Origin of the sequence: Saccharothrix texasensis (assembly GCF_003752005.1) — a bacterium.
Classification (GTDB): Bacteria; Actinomycetota; Actinomycetes; order Mycobacteriales; family Pseudonocardiaceae; genus Actinosynnema; species Actinosynnema texasense.
This window is the reverse complement of the sequence record NZ_RJKM01000001.1, coordinates 5,020,452-5,046,787: the sequence shown is the minus strand read 5'-3', so window position 1 is coordinate 5,046,787 and position 26,336 is coordinate 5,020,452. Positions and strand designations below refer to the sequence as shown.

At 67.5% G+C, this 26,336-nt stretch carries 27 protein-coding genes; 13 read left to right on the top strand and 14 right to left on the bottom strand.

Going from position 1 to position 26,336, the window contains the following annotated elements; all coding sequences use genetic code 11:
* The first annotated feature begins 26 nt into the window (after nt 1–26).
* Nucleotides 27–476: an Lrp/AsnC family transcriptional regulator gene (locus EDD40_RS21725; protein ID WP_201438208.1), complete on the top strand. Its 450-nt coding sequence runs from the start codon at nt 27–29 to the stop codon at nt 474–476.
* Here EDD40_RS21725 and murQ read toward each other — a convergent pair.
* The 6 genes from murQ to EDD40_RS21695 all read right to left on the bottom strand — a co-directional run bounded on the left by murQ (nt 445) and on the right by EDD40_RS21695 (nt 8,452).
* Complete coding sequence (gene murQ / locus EDD40_RS21720) at nt 445–1,380, bottom strand: N-acetylmuramic acid 6-phosphate etherase (RefSeq protein ID WP_123744565.1); 936 nt, start codon at nt 1,378–1,380, stop codon at nt 445–447. The genes EDD40_RS21725 and murQ overlap by 32 nt on opposite strands.
* A complete protein-coding gene (locus EDD40_RS21715; RefSeq protein ID WP_123744564.1) occupies nt 1,377–2,294 on the bottom strand; it encodes a MurR/RpiR family transcriptional regulator in 918 nt (305 codons plus the stop codon). Before EDD40_RS21715 ends, murQ begins: the two co-directional genes overlap by 4 nt.
* Before the next feature lie 109 nt (nt 2,295–2,403).
* Nucleotides 2,404–4,056, bottom strand: coding sequence for a serine hydrolase domain-containing protein (locus EDD40_RS21710; protein ID WP_123744563.1), 1,653 nt, complete (start codon nt 4,054–4,056; stop codon nt 2,404–2,406).
* Nucleotides 4,057–4,068: 12 nt separating this feature from the next.
* Nucleotides 4,069–5,316: an exo-beta-N-acetylmuramidase NamZ family protein gene (locus EDD40_RS21705; protein ID WP_123748191.1), complete on the bottom strand. Its 1,248-nt coding sequence runs from the start codon at nt 5,314–5,316 to the stop codon at nt 4,069–4,071.
* Nucleotides 5,317–5,321: 5 nt separating this feature from the next.
* A complete protein-coding gene (locus EDD40_RS21700) occupies nt 5,322–7,049 on the bottom strand; it encodes a glycoside hydrolase family 3 protein (RefSeq protein WP_123744562.1) in 1,728 nt (575 codons plus the stop codon).
* Nucleotides 7,050–7,639: 590 nt separating this feature from the next.
* Complete coding sequence (locus EDD40_RS21695) at nt 7,640–8,452, bottom strand: HAD-IB family hydrolase (protein ID WP_123744561.1); 813 nt, start codon at nt 8,450–8,452, stop codon at nt 7,640–7,642.
* Nucleotides 8,453–8,927: 475 nt separating this feature from the next.
* Between EDD40_RS21695 and ssd the strand changes: the two genes are divergently transcribed.
* The 4 genes from ssd to EDD40_RS21675 all read left to right on the top strand — a co-directional run bounded on the left by ssd (nt 8,928) and on the right by EDD40_RS21675 (nt 13,305).
* Nucleotides 8,928–9,980 (top strand): septum site-determining protein Ssd, encoded by a 1,053-nt coding sequence (ssd, locus tag EDD40_RS21690; RefSeq protein ID WP_123744560.1) that lies wholly within the window; start codon nt 8,928–8,930, stop codon nt 9,978–9,980.
* Between the two features lie 870 nt (nt 9,981–10,850).
* Nucleotides 10,851–11,981, top strand: a complete 1,131-nt coding sequence (locus EDD40_RS21685; protein ID WP_123744559.1) for a TadA family conjugal transfer-associated ATPase — start codon at nt 10,851–10,853, stop codon at nt 11,979–11,981.
* Entirely contained in the window at nt 11,978–12,739 is a 762-nt protein-coding gene (locus EDD40_RS21680) for a type II secretion system F family protein (RefSeq protein WP_123744558.1), read from the top strand. Before EDD40_RS21685 ends, EDD40_RS21680 begins: the two co-directional genes overlap by 4 nt.
* The gene (locus EDD40_RS21675; RefSeq protein ID WP_123744557.1) at nt 12,736–13,305 is read left to right on the top strand and encodes a type II secretion system F family protein; all 570 of its coding nucleotides are present in this window, start codon (nt 12,736–12,738) and stop codon (nt 13,303–13,305) included. Before EDD40_RS21680 ends, EDD40_RS21675 begins: the two co-directional genes overlap by 4 nt.
* A 448-nt stretch (nt 13,306–13,753) precedes the next feature.
* Here EDD40_RS21675 and EDD40_RS21670 read toward each other — a convergent pair whose 3' ends face one another.
* The 5 genes from EDD40_RS21670 to EDD40_RS21650 form a co-directional block, all read right to left on the bottom strand.
* Nucleotides 13,754–14,074: a hypothetical protein gene (locus EDD40_RS21670; protein WP_123744556.1), complete on the bottom strand. Its 321-nt coding sequence runs from the start codon at nt 14,072–14,074 to the stop codon at nt 13,754–13,756.
* The gene (locus EDD40_RS21665; protein WP_123744555.1) at nt 14,071–14,646 is read right to left on the bottom strand and encodes a bifunctional DNA primase/polymerase; all 576 of its coding nucleotides are present in this window, start codon (nt 14,644–14,646) and stop codon (nt 14,071–14,073) included. Before EDD40_RS21665 ends, EDD40_RS21670 begins: the two co-directional genes overlap by 4 nt.
* A 30-nt stretch (nt 14,647–14,676) precedes the next feature.
* Nucleotides 14,677–14,979, bottom strand: coding sequence for a hypothetical protein (locus EDD40_RS21660; protein WP_211348220.1), 303 nt, complete (start codon nt 14,977–14,979; stop codon nt 14,677–14,679).
* Complete coding sequence (locus EDD40_RS21655; RefSeq protein ID WP_123744554.1) at nt 14,976–15,221, bottom strand: transcriptional regulator; 246 nt, start codon at nt 15,219–15,221, stop codon at nt 14,976–14,978. Before EDD40_RS21655 ends, EDD40_RS21660 begins: the two co-directional genes overlap by 4 nt.
* A 114-nt stretch (nt 15,222–15,335) precedes the next feature.
* Nucleotides 15,336–15,734 (bottom strand): hypothetical protein, encoded by a 399-nt coding sequence (locus EDD40_RS21650; RefSeq protein WP_123744553.1) that lies wholly within the window; start codon nt 15,732–15,734, stop codon nt 15,336–15,338.
* A 299-nt stretch (nt 15,735–16,033) separates the two neighbouring features.
* On the opposite strand from EDD40_RS21650, the gene EDD40_RS21645 reads away from it, so the two are divergent.
* A complete protein-coding gene (locus EDD40_RS21645) occupies nt 16,034–17,389 on the top strand; it encodes an NsdA family TPR-like regulatory protein (protein ID WP_211348219.1) in 1,356 nt (451 codons plus the stop codon).
* 5 nt (nt 17,390–17,394) lie between these two features.
* Nucleotides 17,395–18,105: an SDR family NAD(P)-dependent oxidoreductase gene (locus tag EDD40_RS21640; protein WP_123744552.1), complete on the top strand. Its 711-nt coding sequence runs from the start codon at nt 17,395–17,397 to the stop codon at nt 18,103–18,105.
* Nucleotides 18,106–18,503: 398 nt separating this feature from the next.
* Here EDD40_RS21640 and EDD40_RS41100 read toward each other — a convergent pair whose 3' ends face one another.
* Both EDD40_RS41100 and EDD40_RS21635 read right to left on the bottom strand, forming a co-directional pair.
* Nucleotides 18,504–19,490 (bottom strand): MvdC/MvdD family ATP grasp protein, encoded by a 987-nt coding sequence (locus EDD40_RS41100; protein ID WP_342777779.1) that lies wholly within the window; start codon nt 19,488–19,490, stop codon nt 18,504–18,506.
* A 280-nt stretch (nt 19,491–19,770) separates the two neighbouring features.
* Nucleotides 19,771–20,718 (bottom strand): hypothetical protein, encoded by a 948-nt coding sequence (locus tag EDD40_RS21635; RefSeq protein WP_148088870.1) that lies wholly within the window; start codon nt 20,716–20,718, stop codon nt 19,771–19,773.
* Nucleotides 20,719–20,875: 157 nt separating this feature from the next.
* Between EDD40_RS21635 and EDD40_RS41095 the strand changes: the two genes are divergently transcribed.
* A complete protein-coding gene (locus EDD40_RS41095) occupies nt 20,876–21,433 on the top strand; it encodes a hypothetical protein (protein WP_148088869.1) in 558 nt (185 codons plus the stop codon).
* 3 nt (nt 21,434–21,436) lie between these two features.
* On the opposite strand, the gene EDD40_RS41090 is transcribed toward EDD40_RS41095, so the two are convergent.
* Nucleotides 21,437–22,390, bottom strand: a complete 954-nt coding sequence (locus EDD40_RS41090; protein ID WP_148088868.1) for a hypothetical protein — start codon at nt 22,388–22,390, stop codon at nt 21,437–21,439.
* 514 nt (nt 22,391–22,904) lie between these two features.
* Between EDD40_RS41090 and EDD40_RS21630 the strand changes: the two genes are divergently transcribed.
* From EDD40_RS21630 to EDD40_RS21615, 5 genes are read left to right on the top strand one after another with little or no spacing between them, the layout of a single operon-like run.
* Nucleotides 22,905–23,327 (top strand): hypothetical protein, encoded by a 423-nt coding sequence (locus tag EDD40_RS21630; protein WP_148088867.1) that lies wholly within the window; start codon nt 22,905–22,907, stop codon nt 23,325–23,327.
* A 9-nt stretch (nt 23,328–23,336) separates the two neighbouring features.
* On the top strand, nt 23,337–23,612 hold the full coding sequence (locus EDD40_RS21625) for a hypothetical protein (RefSeq protein WP_170185160.1): 276 nt from the start codon (nt 23,337–23,339) through the stop codon (nt 23,610–23,612).
* A 23-nt stretch (nt 23,613–23,635) separates the two neighbouring features.
* Nucleotides 23,636–23,902 carry a hypothetical protein gene (locus tag EDD40_RS21620; RefSeq protein WP_148088865.1) on the top strand — a complete coding sequence of 89 codons (267 nt, stop codon included), beginning with the start codon at nt 23,636–23,638 and terminating at the stop codon, nt 23,900–23,902.
* Nucleotides 23,899–24,057, top strand: coding sequence for a hypothetical protein (locus EDD40_RS41825; protein WP_170185159.1), 159 nt, complete (start codon nt 23,899–23,901; stop codon nt 24,055–24,057). Before EDD40_RS21620 ends, EDD40_RS41825 begins: the two co-directional genes overlap by 4 nt.
* Nucleotides 24,051–26,336 (top strand): type IV secretory system conjugative DNA transfer family protein, encoded by a 2,286-nt coding sequence (locus EDD40_RS21615; protein ID WP_148088864.1) that lies wholly within the window; start codon nt 24,051–24,053, stop codon nt 26,334–26,336. Before EDD40_RS41825 ends, EDD40_RS21615 begins: the two co-directional genes overlap by 7 nt.

Below are 26,336 nucleotides of genomic sequence, written 5' to 3'. Positions count from 1 at the left end.
AACATTAGCGGAGTAGCTTTGCAGTCGTGAGCATCGAACTGGACGGCGTGGACTGGGCCCTGCTGGAGGCCTTGCAGGAGGACGCGCGGCTCTCGTACAACGAGCTGGCACGGCGCGTGCACGTGTCGCCGCCGACGGTCGCGCAACGCGTGCGGCGGCTGGAGAACGCGGGCGTCATCACGGGTTACCGCGCGACCGTGGACCCGACGGCGGTGGGGCGGTCGGTGGTGGCCCTGGTGCGGATGAAGTGCTACGGGCCCCGGTGCATCACGGTGCACCCGGAGCTGCTCGACGACTGCCCCGAGGTGGTGGAGGTGGTGCGGCTGACCGGCGACATCTGCTCGGTGGTGAAGGTGGTGACCACGTCGATCAGCGAGCTGGAGCGGTTGCTGGTGCGGCTGGGCGGCTACGGCGAGACGTCCAGCGCGATGGTGCTGTCGACGCCTATCCCGTGGCGCCCGGTGCTAGCTGGCTGAGCGCCGACCGGACGTGCCCCTGGGTGCGTTCCAACGCCTCGGCGGCCAGCGCCGCGGGCGCCCCGGACAGCAGGTGCACCAGCGCCACCTTCAGGTCGCCGCCCGAGTCGGCCAGCGCCGTCGTGCACTCCTGCTCGCCCAGGCCCGTCGCCTCGCGCAGGATGCGCACCGTGCGGCCGCGCAGCTTGGCGTTGGTCGCGCGCATCGACACCATCAGGTTCGAGTAGGTGCGGCCGAGCCGGACCATCACGGCGGTCGAGAACGACGTCAGCACCAGCTTCTGCGACGTGCCCGCCTTCATCCTGGTGGACCCGGCGATGGCCTCCGGCCCGGTGTCGACCGCGATCAGCACGTCCACCTCGACCGGCGCGGGCGCGGTCGGGTTGTTGGACACCAGCACGGTGTGCGCGCCGAGCGAGCGCGCCTCTTCCAGCGCCGCCATGACGAACGGCGTGCGGCCGGACGCCGTGACGCCGACGACCAGGTCGCCCGCCGCCGCGTGCTTGCGGATCTCGGCGGCGCCGTCGGAACCCTGGTCCTCGACGTTCTCCACGGCGTTGACCAGGGCGTCCCGGCCTCCCGCGTGGTGGGCGAGGAACCAGTCCGGGGGCGCGTTGAAGGTGGGCACCAGCTCGGCGGCGTCGAGCGTGGCCAGCCGGCCCGAGGTGCCCGCGCCGACGTAGTGCACGCGGCCACCGCCGCGCAGGGCGCTCACGGCCAGGTCCGCCGCGCGCGCCAGCTCGGGCAGCACGGCGGCCACCGCGTCGGGGACCAGGTGGTCCTCGGTGTTGATCAGGCGGAGCACGTCCAGCGTGGAGAGCCGGTCGATGTCCTGCGTCCGCGGGTTCCTGGCCTCGGTGGGTGAGTCCACGCGGACCGCGACACCGTCCGGCGGCGGGGTCATTTACCGGACTCCCGACGTCGCCTGCCGTCCGGCCGGGCGCCGAGGCGGTGCCCCGACACCGCGTCGTAGGTCGCCTCGAGCGCGGTCTTGGCGCTGTCCACGTGCTGTTGCGCGACCCCGATGAACAGGCAGTCGATCACGGTGAGCTGGGCGATCCGGCTGGCCATGGCGCCCGAGCGGAACGTGGTCTCGCGCGCCGCCGTGGTCAGCACGTGGTCGGCGACCTCGCTGATCGGCGAGCGCGGGAAGTTCGTCAGCGCCACCGTGGTCGCGCCGTGGTCCTTGGCGACCCGCAGCGCCTCGACGGTCTCGGACGTGGAGCCGGTGTGCGATATCCCGACCGCCACGTCCGCCTCGGTGAGCACGGCGGCCGACGTGAGCGCGATGTGCGTGTCGTTCCAGGCGAAGCAGGTCCGCCCGATCCGGTGGAGCTTCTGCTGGAGGTCGAACGCGACGAACGCGCTGGCCCCGAACCCGTAGACGTCGACCCGGCCTGCGCCCGCGACCGCCTCGACCACCGCTTCGAGCGTCTCCACGTTCAGCTGCTCGGCGGTCTCCTCGACCGCGCGGGCGTCCGCGAACGCCACCTTGCCCACGACCTGGCGCAGGTCGTCGCCGGGGCCGATGTCGCCGCCGAGGTCCCGGTCGGGGCGCATGGACGTGCGGGCCGTGTCGGCGGCCAGCGCTATGCGCAGCTCCGGGTACCCGCCGACGCCGATCGCCTTGCAGAACCGGGTCACCGTCGTCTCGCTGGTGCCCGCGGCCTCGGCGACCTCGGTGATGCTGCGGTGGGCGACGGTCGCCGGGTTGTCCAGCACGACCTTGGCGACCCGTTGCTCGGCCCGGGCCAGACCGGGCAGGAGCGAACGGATCTTGACCAGGGGACTGGAGTCGGCGGAACTTTCGGTGGACACGTGGGAAACTTACTAACCGCTCAACTCATGGTCAACGCGGGGTCGGGGTAACTCACCCCAACCGTGACCCAATCGCACCGCTTGGCGGGATCGGCCGGACCGAATGTCACTAACGGTCCGCGGCCCGCCACCCTTCGGGGTGCGTTCCCGCTGGTTCGCGCTCCGCGTCCAGCGCCACGCCCCGCTCGTCGGTCACGCGGACGGCGTCCACGTACACGCCGCGCCCGCCGTAGCCCGTGCCGCGCACGTACCGCCAGCGGAACTTCGTCGCCGACTCCGTGTCGACCTCGACCTTCGTCCAACGCCGCTCCCCGTAACCGGCCAACACCCGGACCTCGCGCCAGGTGGACCCGTCGCCGGTCGCCTCGACCACGACCCGGTCGCCCGGGTCGAGGTCGACGAAGGCCCAGAACGACAGCCTCTGCCGCTCGGCGCGCTGCGGGAGCTCACGCGTGGTCAACGTGCCACCGGCCGTTTCCGGCGTCCACGCCGTGCCGTGCCGCGGGCGCACCGCCAGGGCCTTCGCCAGGCCGTCGGCCGCCACGCGCCGCGCCGGGTTGATCGAGCCCCAGTTCCGGCTCGGGTGCACGCGGTTGGTCAGCAGGATCGCGATCGACCTCGACAACGGGTCCAGCACCAGCGTGGTGCCCGTGTAGCCGGTGTGCCCGGCGGCCCTCGGCGACGTCAGCGCGCCCATGTACCAGCGCTGGTCCAGCTCGAAGCCGAGGCCGTGCGAGTTGCCCGGGAACGCCTGGTTGAAGTCGGTGAGCATCAGCTCGACGGTGTCCTCGCGCAGGATCCGGGCGCCCGCGTACGCGCCGCCGTTGAGGATCGCCTGGCCGAGCACGGCCAGCTCCCGCGCGGTGGAGAACACGCCGGCGTGGCCCGCGACGCCGCCCAGCGACCAGGCGTTCTCGTCGTGCACGGTGCCGCGGATGATGCCCCGGCCCGCCTGGTACTCGGTGGCCGCGATCCGGTCGAGCTTGGCCGCCGGCGGGTTGTAGCCGGTGTCCACCAGGCCCAGCGGTTGCGTGATGTCCTCGCGGACGAGCTGGTCGAGGGTCTTGCCCGACCACTTCTGGACCAGCACGCCGAGCGTGATCAGGTTCAGGTCCGAGTACAGGTACTTCGTGCCGGGCGGGCTGCTCGGCGTCGTGTCCATCACGGCCTTGAGCCGCGACGGGACGTCCGGGTACTGCGACCACAGCGGCAGCCACGCCACCAGGCCCGAGGTGTGGGTGAGCAGCTGCCGGACGGTGATGGACTCCTTGCCGTTGACGCCGAACTCCGGCAGGTGGCGGGCCACCGGGTCGTCCAGCCCGAACCGGCCCAGCTCGTGCTGCCGCATCACCACGACCGAGGTGAACAGCTTGGAGATCGACGCCAGGTCGAAGATCGTGTCGGGCGCCATCGGCACGCGCTGGTCCTCGGGCAGCTCGGTGCCGGCGGCGTCGCCGTAGCGGACCGCCCAGCCCGTCGGCTCGTGGGTGACCACGACGCCGTCATGTGCGAACAGCGTGACGGCGCCCGCGAACAGCGGGTGGCCGGTCGCGTCCGGCACGGTGTACCGCTCGATCTGCGCCAGTGCGGCGTCCAGCGGCGCCGGGTCGAGTCCCACGTGCCGCGGGGTACCCGTTCGCAGCACGCTGTGCGACCAGTCGTCGTGCGGCTGGTCGAAGCGGGCCTCCCGGCCGCCGGCGTGCGCCGGCGCGGTGACGCCGAGGGTCATGGTGGTCGCGATCAGCAGGGCAGGGATGCGCATCGCTGTCTCCCTCTACCGGTAGCGCAGGTACGGCCGGCGGGTGGCGTCGAACGCGGCCAGCTCGTCGGCCCAGGCGCCGACGACCTCGTCGGTGCCGGCGCCCGCGTCGACCATGCGGCGCAGCCGGTCCGAGCCGCTGAGCTTGTCGATGTAGAGGTCCGGCCGCCACGCGAAGACCTCGGGGTAGCGGGACCTCGCCGTGACGATCATGGCGACGGCCGTGCGGGGCGCGTCGAAGCCGTGCGGGTCGGTGAGGTGCAGGGCGACACCGCCGCACAGCTTGTTGGCGAACTTGTTGAACGTGGGCGTGAAGTAGGTCTCGCGGAACCGGACGCCCGGCAGCCCCAGCGCGTTGAGGTCCTCGGCCCACCGCCAGTCCAGGCCCGGCGCGCCGATGGTCTCGAACGGGCGGGTGGTGCCGCGGCCCTCGGAGAACACGAGCCCCTCGAACAGGCACGTGCCGGGGTAGACCAGGGCGGTGTCGTGCGTGGGGACGTTCGGGCTCGGCGGCACCCACGGCACGCCGGAGTGCAGGTCGTCCCGCTTCCAGCCCTTCACGTCGACCACTTCGAGGCTCGACACCCGGCCGCCGTCGGTGGGCAGGAACTCGCCGTCGAACAGCCGCGCCAGCTCGCCGATCGTCATGCCGTGCTGCTGGGCGATCGGCTTGCGGCCGACGAACGTCGCGTAGGCCGGGTCGAGCTGCGGGCCGCGGGCCGTGCCGCCGACCGGGTTGGGCCGGTCGAGCACGACGAACCGCACGCCGGTCGCGGCGGCGGCCTGCATGACCGCGTACATCGTCCAGATGTAGGTGTAGAAGCGCGCGCCGATGTCGGCGATGTCGAACACGAGCGTGTCGACACCCGCCTTGGTGATCATCTCGGCGATCTTGGCGGTGCTCGCGCCGTAGGTGTCGTAGACCGGGATGCCGGTGCGCGGGTCGAGGTAGTTCCCCTCCGAGCCGCCCGCCTGCGCCGTGCCGCGGAAGCCGTGCTCCGGGCCGAACGCGGCCAGCGGCCTCACCCCGGCGGCCACCATCGAGTCGACGATGTGGGTGTGGTCGCGCAGCACACCGGTCGGGTTGGTGACCACGCCGAGCCGGCTGCCGGCGAACCGCCGCCAGCCGTCCTCGGCCAGCTGCTCGGCCCCGGTCCTGACCGGGCGCGGCCGGTCGGGGTGGTCGGGGGCGAGGTCGAAGGCGCCGAGCGCGGGCACGGCGAGGGCGCCCGCGCCGGCGGCGAGGAAGTGCCTGCGGTCCATGTCGCTCACCACTCCAAGCCGTGGCCGAAGGGGTACGGGGTCGGTCCGGGCACCTCGACCGGCAGCTTGCCGACGGGGCCCACCTCGCCGGTGATCACCCTGGCCAGCGCCTCCATCGACACCGCGCCGTAGGAGTAGGTCGCCAGCCACGTCGGCGCGGCCGTGTGCGCCACGTCGTACGGGTTCTGCACCGCGACCGCGATCACCGGCTTGCCGGTGGCCAGCAGGCTGGTCAGCAGGGTCTGCTGCGCGGGTTGGCGCGACAGCCCGTTGGTGAGCACGACGACCACGTCGGCGTTGCCCGCGGCCTGGACGGCGGCCGCGACCTGGGCCTGGGTCGGCGCGCTGCCGGTGGGCAGCGCGGTGCCGCCGAGCACGCCCGCCAGGGTGCGGGTCGTCGTCTCGCCCCAGCCCGTGACCAGGGCGGCGGTCGGCTTCGCGGCCAGGGGCAGGACGCCCGCGTCGTTGCGCACGGCGGTGACCGTGCGGTCGGTGATCGCCTCGGCGGCGGCGAGGTGCTCGGCCGGGCCGACCGCCGAGTCGACCGCGTCCACGTCCGCGGGCGGGCTCGTGATCATGCCGCGCAGGACCTTCATCCGCAGGATCCGCAGCACGCTCCGGTCGACGCGCCGTTCGCTGAGCTCACCGCTGCGCACGGCCGCCAGCACGCTGTTCACCGCCAGTTCGAGGTTCACCGGCATGAGGAGCTGGTCGACGCCCGCCTTGAGGGCCAGCACGGGGATCTCGGCGTCGCTGTGCAGCTGCCGCACGCCCGCCATGGCCAGCGAGTCGGTGATGACCACGCCGTCGTAGCCCAGGTTCTCGCGCAGCAGGTCGAGCGCGGGCTTGGACAACGTCGCCGGCTCACCCGACGGGTCGATCTTCGGCATCTGGATGTGCGCGGTCATCACCGAGTCCACGCCCGCCGCGATGGCGGCCCGGAACGGCGGCGCGTCCACCTCGCTCCACTCCGCCTCGGTGCGGTCGACCGTCGGCAGCGTCGAGTGGCTGTCGGTGTCGGTGTCGCCGTGGCCCGGGAAGTGCTTGGCGGTCGCGCTGACGGTGTGCTGGGCCAGGAACCGGCCCTGGTAGCCGCGCACCTGGGCGGCGGTCAGCTCCGCCGTGAGCGCCGGGTCGCTGGAGTAGGAGCGCACGCCGATGACCGGGTTCGCCGGGTTGGAGTTGACGTCCGCGTCCGGCGCGAAGTTCTGGGTGATGCCCATGGCCCGCAGCTCGCGGGCGGTGATGCGGGCGGCGCGCTCGGCGTTCTCCGCGCTGCGGCCCGCGCCGAGGGCCATGTTCCCGGGGAACTGGGTGGCGGGCGCGCCGATGCGGGTGACGATGCCCATCTCCTGGTCCGTGGCGATCGCGGGAGGGATGCGGCTCGCCCGGCGCAGGCCGTTGGAGAGCGCGGCGATCTGCCGCGGGGTGTCGATGTTGTCGTAGCTGGAGTTGTTGAAGTAGACGACACCGCCCGGCTGGAACTTGGCCACCACCTCGGCCGGGGTGGCGACGCCGAAGTCGCGCAGGTTGCCGGGGTGGGCCTCGTCCGGGGACTGGCCGTGCAGGTAGGTGACGAACAGCTGGCCGACCTTCTGCTCCAGCGACATGCCGCGGACCAGGGCGGTGAGGTGCTGCGCCTGGTCCGGGGCGGTGTGCGCCGGTGCGGCCGTGGCCGGGGACGTCACTGCGGAAGCCGCGGCCACGGCGACGGCGACGAGCGGACGGAGCACTGCGGCCTCCCCACTGGGAATCTCTCACCACAACGTGGTGCAATCGGCAAGTTACCCACGTCACAGAGGCGGGTCAACGGGTCGCGCTGTGTGGCCATTGTGGGTAGGGGCACCGACAGATTCAGGGGTTTACCGCGTCACTCGTTCGGGCACTTGTTCGGGGAGTCGCGCTTTCGGGGCAGGAAGCAGCGGTGCAGAAAGACGGTGGGGCCCCTCGGGCGAGGGGCCCCACCGTCGTCAGCGCGGGCTTCTGAGTTACCAAGCGTGCAACTCGTGTCGTACCGACCTGGCCTCGGCGTCCGGCGTCCCGGTACGCAGGCCCTAGACGACAAGCCTCCCGCGGCGTGCTGCGCGTGGGTGTCTCGAAGTCCGCGCACGGAGCTCTGCCGGGGTGGACGCCGCTTCTCTTCCGCTTCGTCCCTGGCCGACCCGAGGTCCGCACTTCCTTTGTAGTGCGTGTCCGGCGTCACAGCAAGGGCTCGATGGGGTGCACCGGTCAAGCGACGTTCAGTAGCGGAAAGGCTTTCGTGACAGTGATTCCGACGTGCCCGGGGCCACTGGTACCGCTGTCCGGGGCACGCCGGGGTGAACTAGCTCCGACGCCGCCTGCGCAGGCCGTACCAAGCCACGCCCGCGGCCGTCGCGGCACCCAACCCGATCGCGGTCACGGCGACCGCGGCGCCGGACGGGCGGGGGATGCGGGCCCGCAGCGACACGGGGTCGGAGAACGTCAGCACCGGCCAGCCGCGCTGGGCGGCGATCCGGCGCAGCGCGCGGTCCGGGTTCACCACCGTGGGGTGGCCGACGGCCTCCAGCAGCGGCAGGTCGGTGATGGAGTCGGAGTAGGCGTAGCAACTGCTCAGGTCGTAGTCGTGCTGCTCGGCGAGCTGCTTGACGGCGATCGCCTTGTTCTCACCGGCGCAGTAGAAGCCGACCTCGCCGGAGTAGCGGCCCTCCGCGACCACCATCCGCGTGCCGACGCTGTGCGTCGCGCCGACCATGGTGGAGATGGGCGCGACCAGCTCCTCGCCCGAAGCGGACACGACGACCACGTCGTGCCCTTCACCCTTGTGGTCGGTGATGAGCTGCGTGGCCTCCTTGTAGACGAGGGGGTCGACGATGTCGTGCAGCGTCTCGTCGACGATCGAGCGCACCTGCTCGACGTCCCAGCCCTCGCAGAGCGCGGTGATGTGCGAGCGCATCCGGTCCATCTGGTCGGCGTCCGCGCCGGCCAGCATGAAGACGAACTGCGCATAGGCGCTCTTGAGCACCGCACGCCGGTTGATCAGGCCTTCTTGGAAGAACGGCCGGCTGAACGCCAGCGTGCTCGACTTGGCGATGACGGTCTTGTCCAAGTCGAAGAACGCGGCGACCCGACTGCCTTCGGTGGCGTGCTCGGTCACCGCTCAAGCTTAAGCGGGGCGGGCTCGTCCGGCCGTCACGCCTGATTCGCCACTTTACGAAGCAGGTGTGCCGGTTATCGAAATTTGGTCTCCCTCTAACGAGAAGACACGCAAGACCTTGTCCTGTGGGGATACAGTAGACGGGTCCGGCTCGACCGGACGGGTTCAGTCCGACCCCCCGGGACTGAACCAATGACGACCCCCGTCCCTCCCCCCTGGCGGGGGTCGTCCCATGTCCGGGGTCGGTTCTGCCGGGCCCGCGCGCTGGACCTCCGCGCCCTCGCGCCCCTTCTTGCATCAGACCCCGATCTTCCTGCGCGGCACCGTTCGCGGCCGCCGTTCGCGGGTGCCCGGCTCGGCCGGTTGTCCACAGGCCGGCCGGTTGTCCACATGTTGATCATGTGTCGTTGTGTCCTTCCTCACCGCTCGAGACCGTGGAACCCACAGCCCCACCACGGAGAACGAGGAGAGCGGCATGAAGCGAACGGTGGCACTGGTGACCGACGCGGCCCTGGTCGACGAGGTGCTGAACGCGGCGGCGGTCGTCGGCTGCGAGGTGGAGCGCGTGGTCGACGTGACGGCGTTGCGCGGGCGCTGGCAGGGCGCGGCGGCGGTGGTGCTGGACTTCGAGGCCGTCGTCGCCTGCGCGGGTTTCCCGCGCAGATCAGGGGTCCACGTCGTCGGCGCCGGCCCGCCCGGCGCGGAGGTGTGGCGGCGGGCCCTGGCACTGGGCGCGGAGCACGTGTTGGAGCTGCCCGCCGACCAGGAGCGGCTGCGGGCGGTGCTGGCCGACGCCGCCGAGGGCGCGCCGGTCGGCGGGGGCCGGGTGCTGGCGGTCCTCGGCGCCCGCGGCGGGGCCGGGGCGTCGGTGCTGGCGGTGGCGGTGGGCCAGGCCGTGTCCGCGGCGGGTGGTCACGGCCTGCTGGTCGACTGCGACCCGCTGGGCGGCGGCCTGGACCTGACGTTGGGCGCCGAGCGGCAGGAAGGGCTGCGGTGGCCCACTTTGCGGCTGACGGGCGGTCGCGTGCCGGCGGCGGCGCTGCGCACGGCGCTGCCGGGCCGTTCGGGCGGGCGCGGCAGCCTGACCGTGCTGTCCTGCGGCCGGACGGGGCCCGGCCCGGAGCCGGACGCCGTGGTGGCGGTGGTCGAGGCCGGCAGGCGAGCCGGTGGCACGGTCGTGTGCGACGTGCCGCGCCAGCTGACCGACGCCGCCTGCGCCGCCCTGGACCGGGCCGACCTGGCGGTGCTGGTGGTGCCGGCGGACGTGAAGGCGTGCATGGCGGCCAAGACCTTGGTCGACCGGGCGGGCGCGCGGGGCGTGCGGCTGAAGGCGGTGGTCCGCGGCCCGGCACCGGGCGGCCTCACCACGGCACAGGTGGTGGAAGCGATCGAACTCCCGTTGCTGGCCACCATGCGCCCGGAGCCGAGGCTGGCCAGGGCCCTGGACCACGGCCGGTTCCCCCGACCAACCCGAGGCCCCCTGGCCAAAGCCGCCCGCAGAGTCCTGGCAGCCCTGCATGCCGACTGACCACCTCACCTACCCGACGACACCCGTGCCCGTGGCGGGCGACTTACCGTCCTGGCGCCCCACCCAGGCCCGCCCCACCGGGACCTGGGCGCGCCCGAACCTCGACCTGCCCGCCGCCGGAACACCCTGGCTCGTACGGCGATCCGGACTCCGCCGCCCGTTGCGGCGGGTCGCCCTCGCGCCTGGTGGCGGGCTGTCCGGTCGCCGGTCTGCTGTGGGTCCTCGTGCTCAGCAACCGGGCGTGTTCCTTCTGGGCACCTGGAACGCGCCCACTCAACCTGTTCGTCCGCCCCGCCCGCCGAAGGCGTCCTGGCTCGTACGGCGGTTCGCACCTCACCGTCCTCTGCGAAGGCCGGGCGATGGGCAGGAAACCGTGATGCCCCAGTGGCTGTTGCGGTGCGACGAACCCTGACGGCGTGCCATGACCACGGACAGCAGTGCCGCGTTCCCGGACCTCGACCGCCCATCTGGCCGAGGTGATGCGGCGGGGTGCGGAGTGCCATCACTGCTGGTGGCAGTGACTGTTCTTGACCTCAACCAACCCACCTCGCCCGCGCGATCCGGCTGCTTCTCCCTGCCCTCGGGGCAGAGGAGCGCCGGCCGTCGTGCGGAAGGTGTTGGGACACAAGTGTTTCGCGATGGATAGGAGGCGGGTCGTGAGTTGTGATCGTGGGCCGGTCGTGCGGCGGCATCCCGGGTTCCGGCCGCCGGCCGGGTTTCGGAGTTGCCGGCCTGTGCCGCTTTCGGAGCTGGTGCTCGCCGAGTTGGCCGCGCCGTTACTCGCCGATCCGGGCGGCGGCCGGCAGGGGTTGGTCGAGGCGGCTCGGGAAGTTCTGGTCGGGCGTCGTCGGATCGCGGGGGAGGGTGGCTGTGAACGACCTGGTTGAGCGCGTTCGCCTCCGGCTGGCCAGTGGGCGTGGTGACCTCACGTCCGCTGCGGTCGCGGCGGCTGTGCGCGGTGAGGCCGGCGGGGTGCTCGGCGACGAGGACGTCCAACGGGCACTCGCCGTGCTGCGGCAGGAGTTCGTCGGGGCCGGGCCTCTCGAACCGTTGTTGCGGGACCCGGACACGACCGACGTCCTCGTCACCCGGCCGGATCAGGTGTGGGTCGACGGCGTCGGCGGGTTGCGGCGGGTCGACGTCGCCTTCCCGGACGAGGCGGCCGTCCGCCGGCTCGCGCAGCGCCTCGCGGTGGCGGCCGGGCGTCGGCTGGACGACGCCGTGCCCTACGTCGACGGGTGGTTGCCCGGCTCGGTGCGGTTGCACGCGGTGCTGCCGCCGATCTCGCCGTTCACCTGCCTGTCGTTGCGGGTCCTGCGCCCGGCGGCGCACGACTTGATGACGTTGGAGGCTTGCGGCACGTTCGACCGCTTGGCGGCCGACCTGCTGCGGGCGATCGTGGTCGCCCGGCAGGCCTTCCTGGTCGTCGGCGGCACGGGCTCGGGGAAGACGACGCTCCTGGCCGCCTTGCTGGGGTGCGTGCCGCACGACGAACGGGTCGTCTGCGTGGAAGACGCGGGGGAGTTGCAGCCCGACCACCCGCAGGTCGTCCGGCTGCTGGCCCGCGGCCCGAACGTCGAGGGCGCGGGCGAGGTGACGATGCGGGACCTCGTCCGGCAGGCGTTGCGGATGCGGCCCGACCGGATCGTGGTCGGCGAGGTCCGGGGCGCGGAGGTGTGCGAGCTGCTGTCTTCGCTGAACACCGGGCACGACGGTGGCGCGGGGACGTTGCACGCCAACTCGCCGGCCGAGGTACCCGCCCGGCTGGAGGCCTTGGCCGCGCTCGGCGGGCTCGACCGGCACGCCTTGCACAGCCAACTGGCGGCGGCGGTGAAGGTCGTGCTGCACATGTGCCGCGCGGGTGATGGCACGCGGCACCTGGCGGAGATCGGTGTGCTGGAACGGCGGTCCGGTCACCTCGTCGTCCGGCCCGCGTGGCGACGCGACGGCGGTTGGCAGGAAGCCGGCGCGGTCCTCAAAGGCCTGGTGGGTGCCGCATGAGCCTGCTGTTGCTGGCCGCCGCGTTGCTGGTGTTGCCGTCGGGCGAGGCGCGACGGCGGCTTGCCGGACCTCGGCGTCCAAGCCGGTGGAAGTCGGTGAAGCCCGATCGGGTGTCGGCGGTCGTGGTGGGCCTCGTGCTCGGCTTGCCGGTCGGCGTCGGAGGGGCGCTCGCGGGCGCGTTGCTGGCCGCGACCGTGTGGCGGACTTACCGGGAGACGATCCGACAACGCGACCGGGTGGCGGCGTCCGTCGCGCTCGCCGACGGGTTGAAGGCGTTCGTCGCGGAACTGCGGTCGGGCGCTCACCCGGCCAAGGCGGCGATCGGCGCGGCGGAGGACGCGGAGCCGCCCGCGACCGACGTGCTGCGGGCCGTCGCGGAGGCATCGGCCCGTGGCGGCGACGTCGAGGTGGCGCTCGCCGACTTCCCCGACGCGCACCACCTGGCGAGGGCGTGGCGGCTGTCCGCGGTGCACGGCGTGCCGCTGGCCGACGTGCTGGACGCCGTCCGCCGGGACCTCGACCGGCGCACCGCGTTCGCCGGGCAGGTCCACGCCCGGATGGCCGGTCCGCGGGCCGGCGCGGCGGTGCTCGCCGGGCTGCCGCTCTTCGGCGTGGTGCTCGGCGAACTCGGCGGCGCGGGACCGTTGGCCGTCCTGTCCGGCACCGCGCCGGGACAGGTGCTGCTGGTCGCCGGCGTGGTCCTGATCTGCGCCGGGTTGCGGTGGAGCGGTCGGCTGACCAGGCAGGTGATCGCATGAACCCGCTGCCGCCGAGCCTGCTGCTGCTCGCCCTGGCGGTCATCGCCTGCCCGGTCCCGACGAGAGCCTCGGCGCGGCTGCGCCCGAGAACCAGGCGAAAACCCGTGCCGAAGGCGGAACCGCCGGACCCGTTCGCCGCGGCGGCGACCTGGGACCTGCTGGCCGCCGCCTTGCGGGCGGGTCTGCCGGTGGCCGGCGCGGTGCGCGCCGTGCTGCCGGGCGTCCCGCCGGGGCCGGCCGAACGCCTCCGCGAGGTGGTCGACCTGCTCACGCTGGGCGCGGACCCGGTGCACGCGTGGGCCAAGGCGCTCGTCCACCCCGACACCGCGCCGCTGGCCAGGGCGGCGCGTCGGACCGCCCGGTCGGGCGCGGCGCTGGCCGGGGCGGCGGCGGACCTGGCCGCGGAAGCGCGGGCCCGGGTGTCCGACCAGGCCGAAGCCCGGGCGCAACGGGCCTCGGTGCTGGTGGCGGGGCCGCTGGCGCTGTGCTTCCTGCCCGCGTTCCTGTGCCTGGGCGTCGTGCCGGTGGTGATCGGCGTCGTCGCCGGCGTGACCGACAACTGGTAACCGTCCACAATAGACACAAGGAGAGTGGGAGATGTTGGGCGACAGTGGGATGTCGACGGTGGAGTAGTCAAAAGTATGCCTATGCATCCACTGGCGTAACTAGTCTACCAGGTGAAATGCCGCTTTTCATGATCAACTGGGTGTGTGCGTCGCCGTGGGGGTCGGTCCACACGCGACAGTGCTGTTGAGCTGGGGAAACGTAGGGGCAGCCAAGCGGCATTGCCCCTACCGGTGGGCTCGTGGCCAACGCGTTCGCCCTCATCGCCCCACCACAGCCCCTCAGCTCTAGCCCACTGCGCCGAAGCGCTTCCACATGATCATTAACAAGGGCACCTGTCCATCTTTCTCGCAGGCGTGTGGGCGAACGTCTCCGAATGCTTGACGGTTGCGACGCGTACCGGAAGACAGGGCGAGTCAGCTCACGGGGGTCCTGAGTTGTCAGGCTTGCTTAACGCTCATCCACCCACACCACATGCACCCGCTGCACCCCCGTTGACCGCGAGCTGATCTCGAACAGCATCCGAGCACTCTCCGCGCTCTGGGAGTGCAACTGGAAGTCTCCTTCCACCGAGTTGACGTCAGCCCGGTCTTCGTAAGCCAGGCCGTAGCCCGCCACGCGGGCGTCTTCGGCCTCGCCGTACTCCTCCACCAAGGCGAACAACCGTGGTGCTTCGACCACCGCCAGCTCCCGCATGAGCCCGGCGAACTGCTCCGCGCTCCACGGCAGCGTGGACCTGGTCGGTGCTGCTTGCTCCACCAGCTCGGTCACGCGCTCTTCCTCTGCTCGAAGCTCTGGATCAGATCGGCCAAGGCGTCGCCGGGCATCAGGCGGTTGCCCGCCTCTTCAGGTGTCACCAGCCAGAGCACCGGCGTGGTCTCCAGCGCGCTCGGCGGCAAGGGCATGGGCATCCCGGCCTCCACCACCTGGGCGTCACTGCTCATGAGCAGTGAGGGCACCGGCGGCCGGACCAGGAAGTAGGCCAGCGGCATGTTCGGGAAGGCCAGCACCGGCGTGGGGAACGCGGCGAACCACGGATTGTCCGCCAGCGCCATGACCAGCGACTCAGCCACGGCGAACGCGCTCACCTGCGGACCGGTCACGGTGAAGACGTTGGGCTCGTGCAGTCCCGAAGCCGACCACCACTCCGCTACCTGCTCGGCGTTGGTGGTCGCCTCCTCGATGGGCTTCAAGCATGGACTGGTGACCATCTGCTCGGTGACCGGGTCGGCGAAGTGTCCGTCCTTCCAGATCGCTCCGGGTATGACCGGCCACCCGAGAGCGGCGTAGTCCAGGGCGGCTTCCAGGGTGGATCGCCGGGTGTCCGGCGTAGTACGTGGCACTGCGCTTGGCCTTTCTGCTGCAGAGGTGAGTTAACGGCAGTTGGTTGCTGTCGAAGAGTCAGGACTTGGCAGCTCGGGCGTGCGGCGTGGCCGGGTGCCCGCCTGGTTGCTGGGGCGCTGCACGGGCACGGTGAAACCAGCAGATTTGCCGAGGATGGCGTCAGCCAGCTCCAAGAGGTCGCGGCCGAGGGCGGCCTCGACCTCGGCCAGCGGGACGGTGTACTCAGTAGTGGCGGTAGGGGTGGCCTCGTCCATCAGGCGCACGACGTAGCGGCCCAGCCGCTGGTTGAGGCTGGTGAGCCAGGCGTTGAACAGCAGTTCGTCCTTGGTCATGGGGGATCACTTCGTCCGGTGTTGGGCACGACCTCGAACAGGTCGTGAAACTGCATCGGGTTCAAGGCGACCAGGGCGCCGCCAATGAAGGCTGGGCCGGGCTGAAGCTCACCGCTCGTCACCCGTGCGACCGTGGAGCGGTTGACGTCCATCGCCTTGGCCAGGGCGTAGTCCGAACGGAAGCCCGCGAGCCGCGCGGCCTTGGTGAAGACGTCGGTGCGCAGGCGGATGGTGTGCGGCATGGTGGTGGCTGAGCTAGCGGACCAGAACTTGCCGGGAGTTCACCGAGTTTGTGTCGGCTCGAAGCGACAACAGTCGAAATCGATCTTGATCTGACGGTCGTGTCTTCCGTTGCATCACGAGCCTTTCGCCGAAAATCCGTCCAGCGCGGTACCCGGAACCACCTGCGTGTCGATGACCAGCAACAGGCAGCGCTGCGAGCGGAGGTGGCACAGCACGCGGGCCAGCTCGTCTCTGTCGTCCGAGATGTGCCACGTGCTCGGAGTGGCAAGACCGATCGGGCGCAGCCGGTGCACCAAGTTCTGTAGACGGCGGAAGCCTCGCCGCTCCAGCGGAGGCAGCACCGTGTTGTCGGAGAACACGGCCCCCAGCAGCAGCCCGGAACTGCTTGCCCACTGACTGAGCTGTGCTTCGCCTTCAGCAACCAGCGCGTCATGTCCGGGTTCAGCCCGCACGTATCCGAGGATCAGCCGCCCTTTGCGCACAGGCAGCTGCCGAACAGCCGTGTGGATCATCGCTTCGCCCTGTCACCCAAGTGTCGTCATCGGTTAGCGCCTGCACGGCCCGTGGTCTGGTCTGGCCAACACTCGAATGTCGGATGCGCCGAGCGCTCACTAGTGGATCTATGGAGCCGGGTGTCGTGCTCGACCGACATCGAGGTCGTCTGAACAGCAGAGAACCGCAACAGACGCACAGAACGAAGCACTTGAGTGTTGTCCCGTTGTAGTCTCTTGCCTCCGATCGCGGGAAAATAGCTGGTCAGGGCCGTGATTCGCCCCACCGGGGCGATACAGTCGGCGTTACCGAGGGAGGGATGCCCGAGATGGCCAGACGGCAAGATCACGACGGGTTCTTCACGCATCCGCTTGCCTTCGTGCGCGCCGAGCGGAGCTGGACGTACCAAGATCTGGTCAATGTCATCGCCCGCCACGTGGGCAACATGGCTGCGCGCCGCGAGAAGGCGTGGCGCTGGGAGAACTGGGGTGTTGTCCCTGACGAGGATTCCCAGTACGCCCTGGCCCGCGAACTTGGCGTTCCACACGAGCAGGTGCGTCGGCTGGGGTGGCCCGCTTGGCTTCCGGCCGGAGACCGCCTGAACGTCGAACTTCCCTGGACGCTGGAAGCAGCCTTGTCCTCGCTCGACCACACCGCAGGAGCTGCCGTGCTTGATCGTCGAGCTTTTCTGACCCTCAGCGCCGGGACAGCGGTAACCGTGGCCAACCAGTGGTTGTCACTGGAACCGCCGCGGGTCGACGCGGCCCTCCGCGGCGGCATGATCGACAGCACCTTGGTTGAAGCCCTTGAGCAGCGACTCCCCACGATCAGACAGATGCAGTACGCCCTGGGTGGCGGCAGCGTGCGCAACCTGGCCGACGCCGAACTCAGGTTGGTGACCGACCTTCTCTCCCGCAGCAGCTACACCCAGCAGATCGGCGAGCGCCTGTTCAACGTTGCTGCTGAACTGGGCCGGGTTGCGGGGTGGTCGAGCTTTGACGCGGGCTTCCATGCCTCGGCTGAGCGTTACTTCATGGCGGCGCTTCGGGCCTCGCACGCCGCGGGCGATCGGGCGATCGGGGCCAACATCCTCAAGTGCATGAGCTTGCAGCTCGTCGACGCCCAGCGGCCTGATGAAGCACTGGCCGTCGCGACGGCGGCTCGTGACGGTGCCAAGCAAGCTCCGCCGCGCATCATCGCCATGATGACCGTGCGCGAAGCGCGGGCGCACGCTGTGCTGGGGGAGGCGATGGAGTGCGAGCGGCTTCTGGTGAAAGCCGAGGCTGCCATGAGTCGGGCCGACGACGTTGAGTCACCAGGCTGGACCAGCTACTTCGACAAGGCCGAGTATTGCGCCCAGGTCGCGGCTTGCTACCTCCTGCTGCGTCGCCATCAAGCCACCGACCACTGGCTGAGCCAGTCCCTCAACCTTCAGCCAGCCGAGCGCCCTGTTGACCGCGCGACCTACCTGATGTGGCGCGCGAAGACCGTGCTGGAGCTTGGCGACGTCGACCACGCCTGCACGCTCGTCAGTGAGGCCGTGCCGTCCATCGCGGCGGCACGGTCGGCGCGAAACCGGCGGCGCCTGGTGAACCTCCAGGCGAAGTTGAACGCGCACCACCAACACCCGGCCGTGGCTCAACTAGACGAACAGGTTCGTACTCTGATCGCATAGGCGGTATGACCGCTGGCATCACGCGCGTGGCTCTGGTGACCGGTTCCAACCGCGGGCTCGGCCTGGCCATCGTGCGAGGTCTTGCTCAGCAGGGGCTGCACGTCGTGCTGACGGCCAGAAGCGAGCAGGCGGCCGAAGCTGCCGCTGCGCCTCTTGTAGCCGAGGGCTTGCCGGTCTCGGCGCACCAGTTGGACGTTACGGACGTGGCCAGCGTCAGCCGGGCCATTAGCGACATCACCTTCGAGCACGGACGGCTCGACGTCTTGGTGAACAACGCAGCCGTGGCGATCGACCGCGGCCTCGACGCCTGGTCGCTCGACCAGGAGCGGGTCAAGGCGACGTTCGAGACCAACGTCTTCGGGGCATGGCGCTGTGCCTCGGCGGTCGTGCCGGTGATGAAGGAGCAGAAGTACGGGCGCATCCTGAACCTGACGACGCACATGGCCAGCCTCAGCACGATGAAGAGCAGCAGCCCGTCCTACCGCGTGTCCAAGACCGCCGTGAACGCCTTGACCAAGGTGCTGGCCGATGAGCTGCACGAGCACAACATCCTGGTGAACGCGGCGTCACCTGGCCGGGCTGACACCCGCTTGGCCTATGGCAAGGCAGAGCAGACGCCAGAGGAAGCAGCCAGCACGATGCTGTGGTTGGCGACGTTGCGGGATGATGGGCCGACTGGTGGGCTCTACTTCGGACGCGAAGCTTTGGAGTGGTAGGCCACTTCTTAGATCGATGGAAAAGGCTTGCCTTGTAGCTGGAACTGTGTGCCGTACTTTTGTTTTTTGAACTTCATGACAAGAATTCGATCCGACATCTGTCGGTACAGCAAGTTTGCGCGCTCTTGTTGAGGGCGCCTGCTAAAGTGCAAGAAGTTTCGTGCAGTGCGAATTTCACGTTGAGACCCGCCATGGTGTACGGCGAGGCAGAGTGACATCATGCGTTTTCGAGGAAGGTGTTCCGCGTACGATCTAAGTATTAATAGTGCCAGTGTAGAACGCTCATGCGCACCCTGCATGGTGTGGTGCTTCTGCATCAAGTAGTCCGCTTTGGCCAAGCATTCTGCGATTCTGTTGGCTGCTTGAAGGGTTGATCGTTTCATGACCCTACTATTGTATCAGTTTCCGATGTTATAGTTAATCCACCTTGCCACTTCTCCAGTGATGTCCAGTCCGGGTACAAATGCTTCCAGCCACATCCATGCGCCATGCGGGTTAGATTCCAGGAACACTAGGGTTCCGTCTTCTTCAACGATAAAATCGCTCGCCGCGAAAGGTAGACCAAAAGCGTCTAGGAGTGAGGTTAGTTTCTGTGCCGTAGGTAGGTCCAGTTCGCCCAAGCGGTATTCGCATGTAGTCGCTGTCGCGCGCCAATCAAACCGATCGGGCTCAGTATCTGACGAGAATACTTCCACAGCGAAGTGTTGCCCGCCAACTGTGGTAACGCGCAACTCCTTTCGTCCCTTGACCAAGGGCTGGAACTGGCATGGAACCGTAGCCACTTGTGCCAAATGGGCGATATCGTCGCGTGTCAGACGATGAGTATAGGCGAATGTTCTTCCAAGTTCCGATTTTTCGGTAGTAAGGATCGGGCGGCTGATCGTTTTAGCAACTACCGCATCGCGGCGGTTAATCCACTCTTTAGCGGCGTCAACACTGCTAGTTACCAGTGTGTTAGGTAGGTTAAGCCCACACTCCGTTGCGGTTAGGTACTGAAGTGGCTTGTTGCCGGCCTTTCTACATCCCCAGAAGTCGTTGAACCACTTCCCTGGACGAACGATGGAGAGCAATCCTTCGATAGTTTGCTCCACCTCGCCCGTTGCAAACTCTAGGTATGCAGGGTGCAGACTCTTCGACAAACCCGGCTTCCCCAGCCTGCGGAACCAGGCAACCTTTGGCCTAGTAACGTCCCACTGCACGTTGCCCTCGTGGACAAGTACCCGATAACCCCCGAAGAGGTCAAAATCAAGGGTCGCCGCTTGTTCTCGTGGAAATCGGTCAACGTCTAGGCGGCAAACAGAAACGTCGCCGCCTAGACGTTGAAGGACTGCCGAGATATGCGGGTCGACCGATGTTCCTATCACTAGGAGGTCAACCGAGTGCATGATCTAGACGTCCGCCTCTTCCGTGTCGTTCCGCCACGTACCGGTGTCGTCGTTTCTGCCCATCTCGTTGGAGCTGTACGGCGTGGTGGTGCCGTCCGCAGCCCATCGAGCCAAGAAAGGCAGCTCGCGGTCCAGATCGACGCCTTCCGAGATCGTCGCAAGATGTGTCACCATATTGATTCACCTCCTTCTGGATGAATGTGTATGCTTGCCGCATTCTGTGGCAAGCAGCTTTCCCCAAGACTATTCGTACTGCTAGTTCGCTGGTGAGATTTGAGAGTTACTGCCACTGCACCCCATAGCTAAGGTGCGGCTTCAACCCGTGAAACTCGATGGCCAGTTCGCCAAGTCGATCTACGGATAGCAGTTCCCCCGACGGTTTGAAGTCAACTGTCGCGAACCGCGGCACGCCATTAAGTCGCCAGACTTTCGCCGGTATGTCGTTTGGGTCGAACTTGACACGCAGGTAAAAGTGCGCACACGGAAGCAGTGGCGCCAGCTCGTAGTATGGCAACATCCACTCGCGAGGGTACGAAGTCAATTCAACGCCGTACTCGTGCGCATCGCCAAGGTTGAGCGGTTGGGGCAGCTTCATCGTAAATTTGGCATAGCCCGGCGCGGTCTGCTCATCGGCAACGAACTCACCGCCGTATAACGGCTGTACAGTAATACGGTCCGACCCGTCGAAGTTCGGAGGACGTGGAGCGCTAAAGTAGATGTCAAGTTCTTTGACGCCATCGGTTGTGGCGATAATACGTCGCTCTTCCCGGAGCAACGGCACCGCTCGATCCATGAACAGAATGGAACGAACAGTATGGTTGTACCATCCGGTTGGCGTGAACGGGCTGGCACCTTCCGCCGTCAATTCGTCGATCATCTCGGCCAGCATCCGAAACGCCGAGTCCACCCGCCGGATCGCTGTCTTCGGGTCCTTACGCATGAAGGAGGCGAGCCAGATCATGCGGTCTTCCAACGTGACGCCGGGTGCTTCCGTCGCCAAACCGAAGGCGACTCTAGCCGCGAGCTTGCGATCTTCGTCCAGCTCCTCGCACAGTTCCGTCATCTTGAGGACGATGGAACGCCTGACCGACATGGCCGTGTCGGCTTCAGTGACAGCGCACAGAGCACGAAGCCGTGGCCCCATACGGTCACGAAGGTCATCGGCCGCTAGGCCGCGCCCTTTGCGCAGCTCTTGCAGCTCCTTGGCCGTGTCGGAGGGGGGAGCCATACGTACTCCTAGTGGATGGTCGTGCTCAGCTAGCGCTATAGCAAGTCTGACAGTCACAGATTACGACACAAGACATCCATTCGGACGCAGAAGAAGAACTTGGGACAAGAGGACAAATCCTGGACATTTGATCTTGATAATGTTGTAATAGAAGGGAATGGAACAAGCATCGCACGATTATGAACAATCCCAGGCAAGAACACCCGAAGAGTTAGTCGCTCTCGGTAATTCGTTACTTGACGACTTCCGTCAGGCGGATAGTGTCATTGCTCGCATTCAGCGCGAAGTCCTTAGAGCCAGGCGCACTCTTGCTCCCGAGGAAGAGATGCTGGACGAACGAGCCGATCACTTAACCCGTGTGCTCGTGGAGCTGCCAAGTCGGGATATTGAACTTGCCCGCTATGTCTACAGTGCGCTCACCCGCAGTGATGACCCGAGAGATCGATATTGGGCCGCCATCTTTGTGCCGCACATGCTTGCTGTCGACAAGTCGGCGGGGCTAGGCATGCTTGGGCTTCTTATAGGCGACGAAGAAACTGAGCAAAAAGTTCAAGATGCGGCTTGGGATGTACTGACGACGGATGTCGCCTCACAGAACCTAATAACACTAAGTGAGGCTATAGAGCATATCGACTCATACCACCATCAGTACAGCTCGCGCTTGCTGCAACGGATAAAGCATGCCAAAGAAAGGCTGAAATCCGGCGACGAATAGTTGTTACTCCCATTGCCAAGCGACGCCTGCGCAGAGACCACCATACAGATCGGCGAACTCGACCGATATCCTCCCCTCGTCATCCAAGGTTAGCGGAATCCCTGACTCGGGAGCGCCGGGCCGTTCGATACGATGCAATTTGTCGTAGCCCCAGAGAAATTTAGGTCGATCTGTCAAGAAATGAACTTCTACACGGTAACGCAGTGCCGGGCTTTCAAAACTTTGACCGGAGAAGTCAACATTGACCGCGGGCTCCGGATCGCTGTCGGGTACACGTTCCCGAAAGCTGAAGGTATGTGCCCGTCCTCGCCTGAGCGGCACTGGAAATTCGATAGTGTGAACAACGCCTCCATCGGCGCCACGAACCGAAGGCGCAAGAATGCCGCCTTCGGCGTCGCTTAGTTCAGTGGGCGTATAAGTACCATATCTAAAATGCGGCGCACCATCGACGAGTGGAATTACGGTTCGCGTCTGACGTGATTCCATGAATCGTCGATCTTTATTGATGCAAACTACGCTGAGTTGCGTCATAAGGTAGCCACCGCGCGGAATAGGAAAGTCCTTTGGGTCTGGTGCGCCTGCGTAGAAGGCGCTTAGCAGCCGAAGTGCCAACTCGTCGATAGCTTCGTCTTCCCAGTCTCGTACCCGACCGGCCGTACGCTTGACGGACTTGGCATAGGCGGCTCGACGCTCCTTAAGTTCGGTCTGCTGATCGCCACCGTCTGCGCCGTAGGCCGCCCACAGAGCCCTGCCGCCTGGGAAGTCGTTCATCGAGCGCAACGCAGACAGGAACCGCTCGCAGGTCGTCTCCGTCGGCTGCTGCGGGCCACCACAGGCTTGGACAACCGCCCCGGCCTTGCTAAGTCGAGCAAGGGTGAGGCCCGGCCCCTTACGCAGCCACTTGAGATCCTTGACCAGCTCGCTGTCCTCGCTGCTGCGATCTTGGCTGTCAGCCACCACGTCTCCTACCTGCGAGATTCCACTTCCGCGCCACTTTTGACCACCAACCCAACTGGGCTGCTGAGATTGACGCAAGCCGCCATCAGGAGGGCGGCCAAGCCCCGGATGGCGGATGGGTCGCGGCTACTGGGCAGGAGGTGAAGCACATGGGTTCGCACTGGATCTGGCTGCTGCTGGGTCTGGTGTGAGGCAGACGGAAGCGGGCACGGGTTCCTAGGCGCGTAGTCCGCTTCCGCCGCCGAACACCTACGGGCGTACCCGGAAGGTACGTTCCAGACTAGCCGTCTAGACAAAATCTGGACAGGAGTTGTCTGGCGCAGGCCCGGATGTCCTCGCGACATCCGGGCCTGTTGCTGTGTCCAGGTACTGTCCATCACCACTTTGCAGACAACTGTCCATTTTTCGCCCATCGGGTGTCTACGCATAAGGCTTACGCCATCGGGGCTAACCTCATAGGTTCTCATTAACCCGATACTCCTCGGCAAGTAACGGCATGACAAGGAGTTGCTAGATGGCAGACCTTGTGCATCGTCTTGGCGAAGCCGTTGAAACGGGTGATCGCAACTGCCTGTTCGCGTCGAATAGGCATCCGACCAGCAAGAAGGAGAAACCGGTGTCAGGAGAGCTCCAGCGTCTCTCGACGCAGGCTGAAGTGTCGCCGCTCATGCGTACGCATGGCGGCTTGGTGCTTTCCAACGAGGGACGGCAACTCCAAGCGGCCCTGCGGCGGGAGGCGGCCAACGGCATCGTCCAGAAGGCGCGCATCGCCATCGCCTCGGACATCGCGATGGACGCCATGGACAGCGTCAAGGAGGTCGACGACTACCGCCGCACGCTGGCAGGGAACGACCAGACCCTCAATGCGCTCCTGGTCGAGGTCGAGATGAACCATGTCCACCAGGTCAGCCGCATCCAGCGCGGTAGCGCCTTCTAGGAGGACGTGGTGGGCATGAAGAAGTACGTCATCACCTTGCTGAGCAAGCTCGGCACGAGGAAGCCCGACACCGTCACCGGTGCTGCAGCTTCGGAGGTGGACTCGGCCGTCGAGGCTACGGATGTGCAGTCGTCGGCGCTGTCATCGCTCCTCGACGTCGACACCCATCGCCAGCGTCTCGCCGCTGGTGACCCGGCCCTCAACCAAGCCCTCGGCGGCATCGAGCTGACGCTGGCCCGCCAACTCGGCCAGCAGTTCCGTCCAGCGGATCGAAGGAGAAGCTGAGTATGCCTCTCCTTCTTGTCTATATGGCCTTCGTGCTGGTCGCCACCGTCGTGGTGTTCACGATCAGCGGCTTGATCTACGTAGTCGAGAACTTCTGGTGGGCGCTCCTCCTCCTGCTCGTGGCAGGAATAATCTGGCTGTACCGCCATCACCCCGGGGTACGAGCTAAGCGCGCGCTGCGAGCCGCGGTCAGCCGCGGCCAGGAGCAGCGCGAGCACATCCGGGACGCTACGTGGCGAGCCAAAGCCGACATGGACCGCATCGCGCGGGACTGGAAGCGCCGCTCGTGAGAAGGCTCCAGGCGTGGATGGTGACCGCGATCCTCTTCGCGGTCACCATCCGCCTGCTCTGGTGGTCGGTGGAGCCGCTGGTGCCCTACATCGTGGTGGGCCTCTTCATCGTCACGATCATCGGCTTCGTCTGGTTCCGCTCAACCAGGTGGTGACCGAGGAGCGGCCCGCACGCCTGGACAGCGGGCGGGCCGCTCAGTCTCGCCGCCACCTTCATCTGCTTGTTCAACATGCAGCCGCCGGGCATCTTGCTGCTCGGCGTGACCGTCATGGAGACCGCCTCGTGGAACCTCCTGATCAGTACCGCATCTTTGACCTCGCCTTCCCGAACGAGCTCAAGCCTCAGCAGGTCCAGGCGTGGGTGCGCACGCTTGTTGGCACGGTGCCGAGCGGCCTGCGGCGCATCTTCAACCTGCCGACGACGGTCTTCGAGGTCGTCGCGACCGACCGGACGGCGACGTACCGCCTTCGCGTGCGGTCAGCGCAGGCCGACTATGTCGCGGCGCAGCTGCGCACCTTGATCCCCGGCATCAAAGTCACGCCGGTCGCCGCGCCGCTCCCCGAGCCGTGGAACGAGGTCGTCGAGCTGGGCCTGCGCCGACTCTCGCGCACTGTGCCATTGCCCGCTGCCGAGGACTTCGCGGCCAGCCTGCTCGCCAGCTTCCAAGGGCTGAAGGCTGGCGACACGGTGCTCGTCCAGTGGGTGGTGATGCCCGCGGTCACCGAGAAGCCGCCGACCAAGCAGCGAGACGGGCGGGAAGAAGCTGACAGCTTCTGGCGCCGCAATCTTGATGCGGTTGACGACCGCCGCATCAAGTTGAAGGAACCGAACTTCCTCGGCGTGCTCCGGGTAGCAGTGCGGGCGTCCAGCGATGAGCGGGCTGGTCATCTGCTTGACCGCATCAAGCTAGCGCTCGGCAGCGTGCGGGGGCCGGGCAACCAGTTCGTCCGGCGTCCGGTGCTCTCTAGGCGCAGGCTCGTCGAGCGCGTCAACCAGGCCAGCGGCTCGTGGCTGTATCCAGCGCAGCTGACGGTGAGCGAGCTGGGAAGCCTCATCGCCTGGCCGGTAGGGCAGCCGCATGTGGCGGGGTTGCCGCGCGCCGGTGCCCGCCACCTTCCGGCGACCGAGGCCATCCTGCGGACCGGTCGCATGGTGATGCGCTCCAACTTCCCGGGTGCCGAGCGCCCGGTGGCCCTTGGGTACAAGGAGGCCGTTCAGCACCTGCACGTTGTCGGCCCGACCGGCGTGGGTAAGACTACTTTGCTTGCGCAAATGGCACGCCAAGACATCGAGCAGGGCTTTGGCCTGGTGTTGGTCGAGAGCAAAGGGGACGCCTTCTACGCGGTGCTCGACGCCGTGCCCGAGAAGCGCATGGGCGACGTCATCGTCCTGGACGTCACGGACACCAGCTTCCCGGTCGGCTTCAACGTGCTCACCGAGGGCGACGTCCACTCGGCAGTCGAGGAGCTGTGCGCCCTGTTCGAGTACCTCTACCGCGAGACGCGCAGCGTCTACACCCGCGAGGTTCTCTACTTCGGCCTGATGACCTTGATCTCGCAGCCGGGCTACACCTTCGTCGACTTGGCGACGCTCCTGATACCGCGCCGTCCTGAACAGCAGGCGTGGCGAGACCAGCTCATCGGTTCGCTTACTGACCGGGAGCTGAAGCACTTTTGGCAGCGCTTCGACGCTCAAGGTAAGGCGCAGCAAGACCGCATCGTCCAGCCGGTGATGGACCGCATCTGGCAGCTCGCCAGGCCCGAGATCCGGCGCATCATCGGACAGACCACCAGCAGCTTCACCATGCGGGAAGTGTTGGAGCGCAACAAGATCCTGCTCGTCAATCTGTCCGGGCTCGGCAAGGACACCGCCGGCCTGACCGGCACGCTGCTGATGAACGCGCTCTGGGGCGCGGCGAAGAGCGTCAAGCCCAAGAAGCCGAACTTCTTGTACTTGGACGAGTTCCAGTCCTTCTTGCAGCTCCCCGTGGAGCCCGAGGACATGCTGGTCAAGGCCAGGAGCTTCGGCCTGGGCATGGTGCTGGCTCACCAGCACCTCGGCCAATTGCCGGTGGAGATGCGCGCCGCAGTCATGGCGAACGCGAGAAGCAAGATCGTTTTTCAGACAACGGCCGACGACGGCCGGGTGTTCGCCCGCGACTTTGGCTCGCGCGTCGGGGAGCAGGACTTCACCGGTCTCGGGCAGTACGAGGTGCTTGCCCGGCTCATGACGCCCACTGGTCTGAGCGAGCCCGTCACCGGTGTGACGTACCCGCCCATGAAGCCGACCGGCAACGCGACGTCGGTACGCGCTGCGTCGCGGCAACGCTTCGGCCGCGCCGCCAGCGAGGTAGACGCGGCGATCGAGGCGCGCTGCACTGTCAGCACCAAGCACCCGAAGAAGCCCACGCTCGGTCAGCAGCGGTGGGGATGA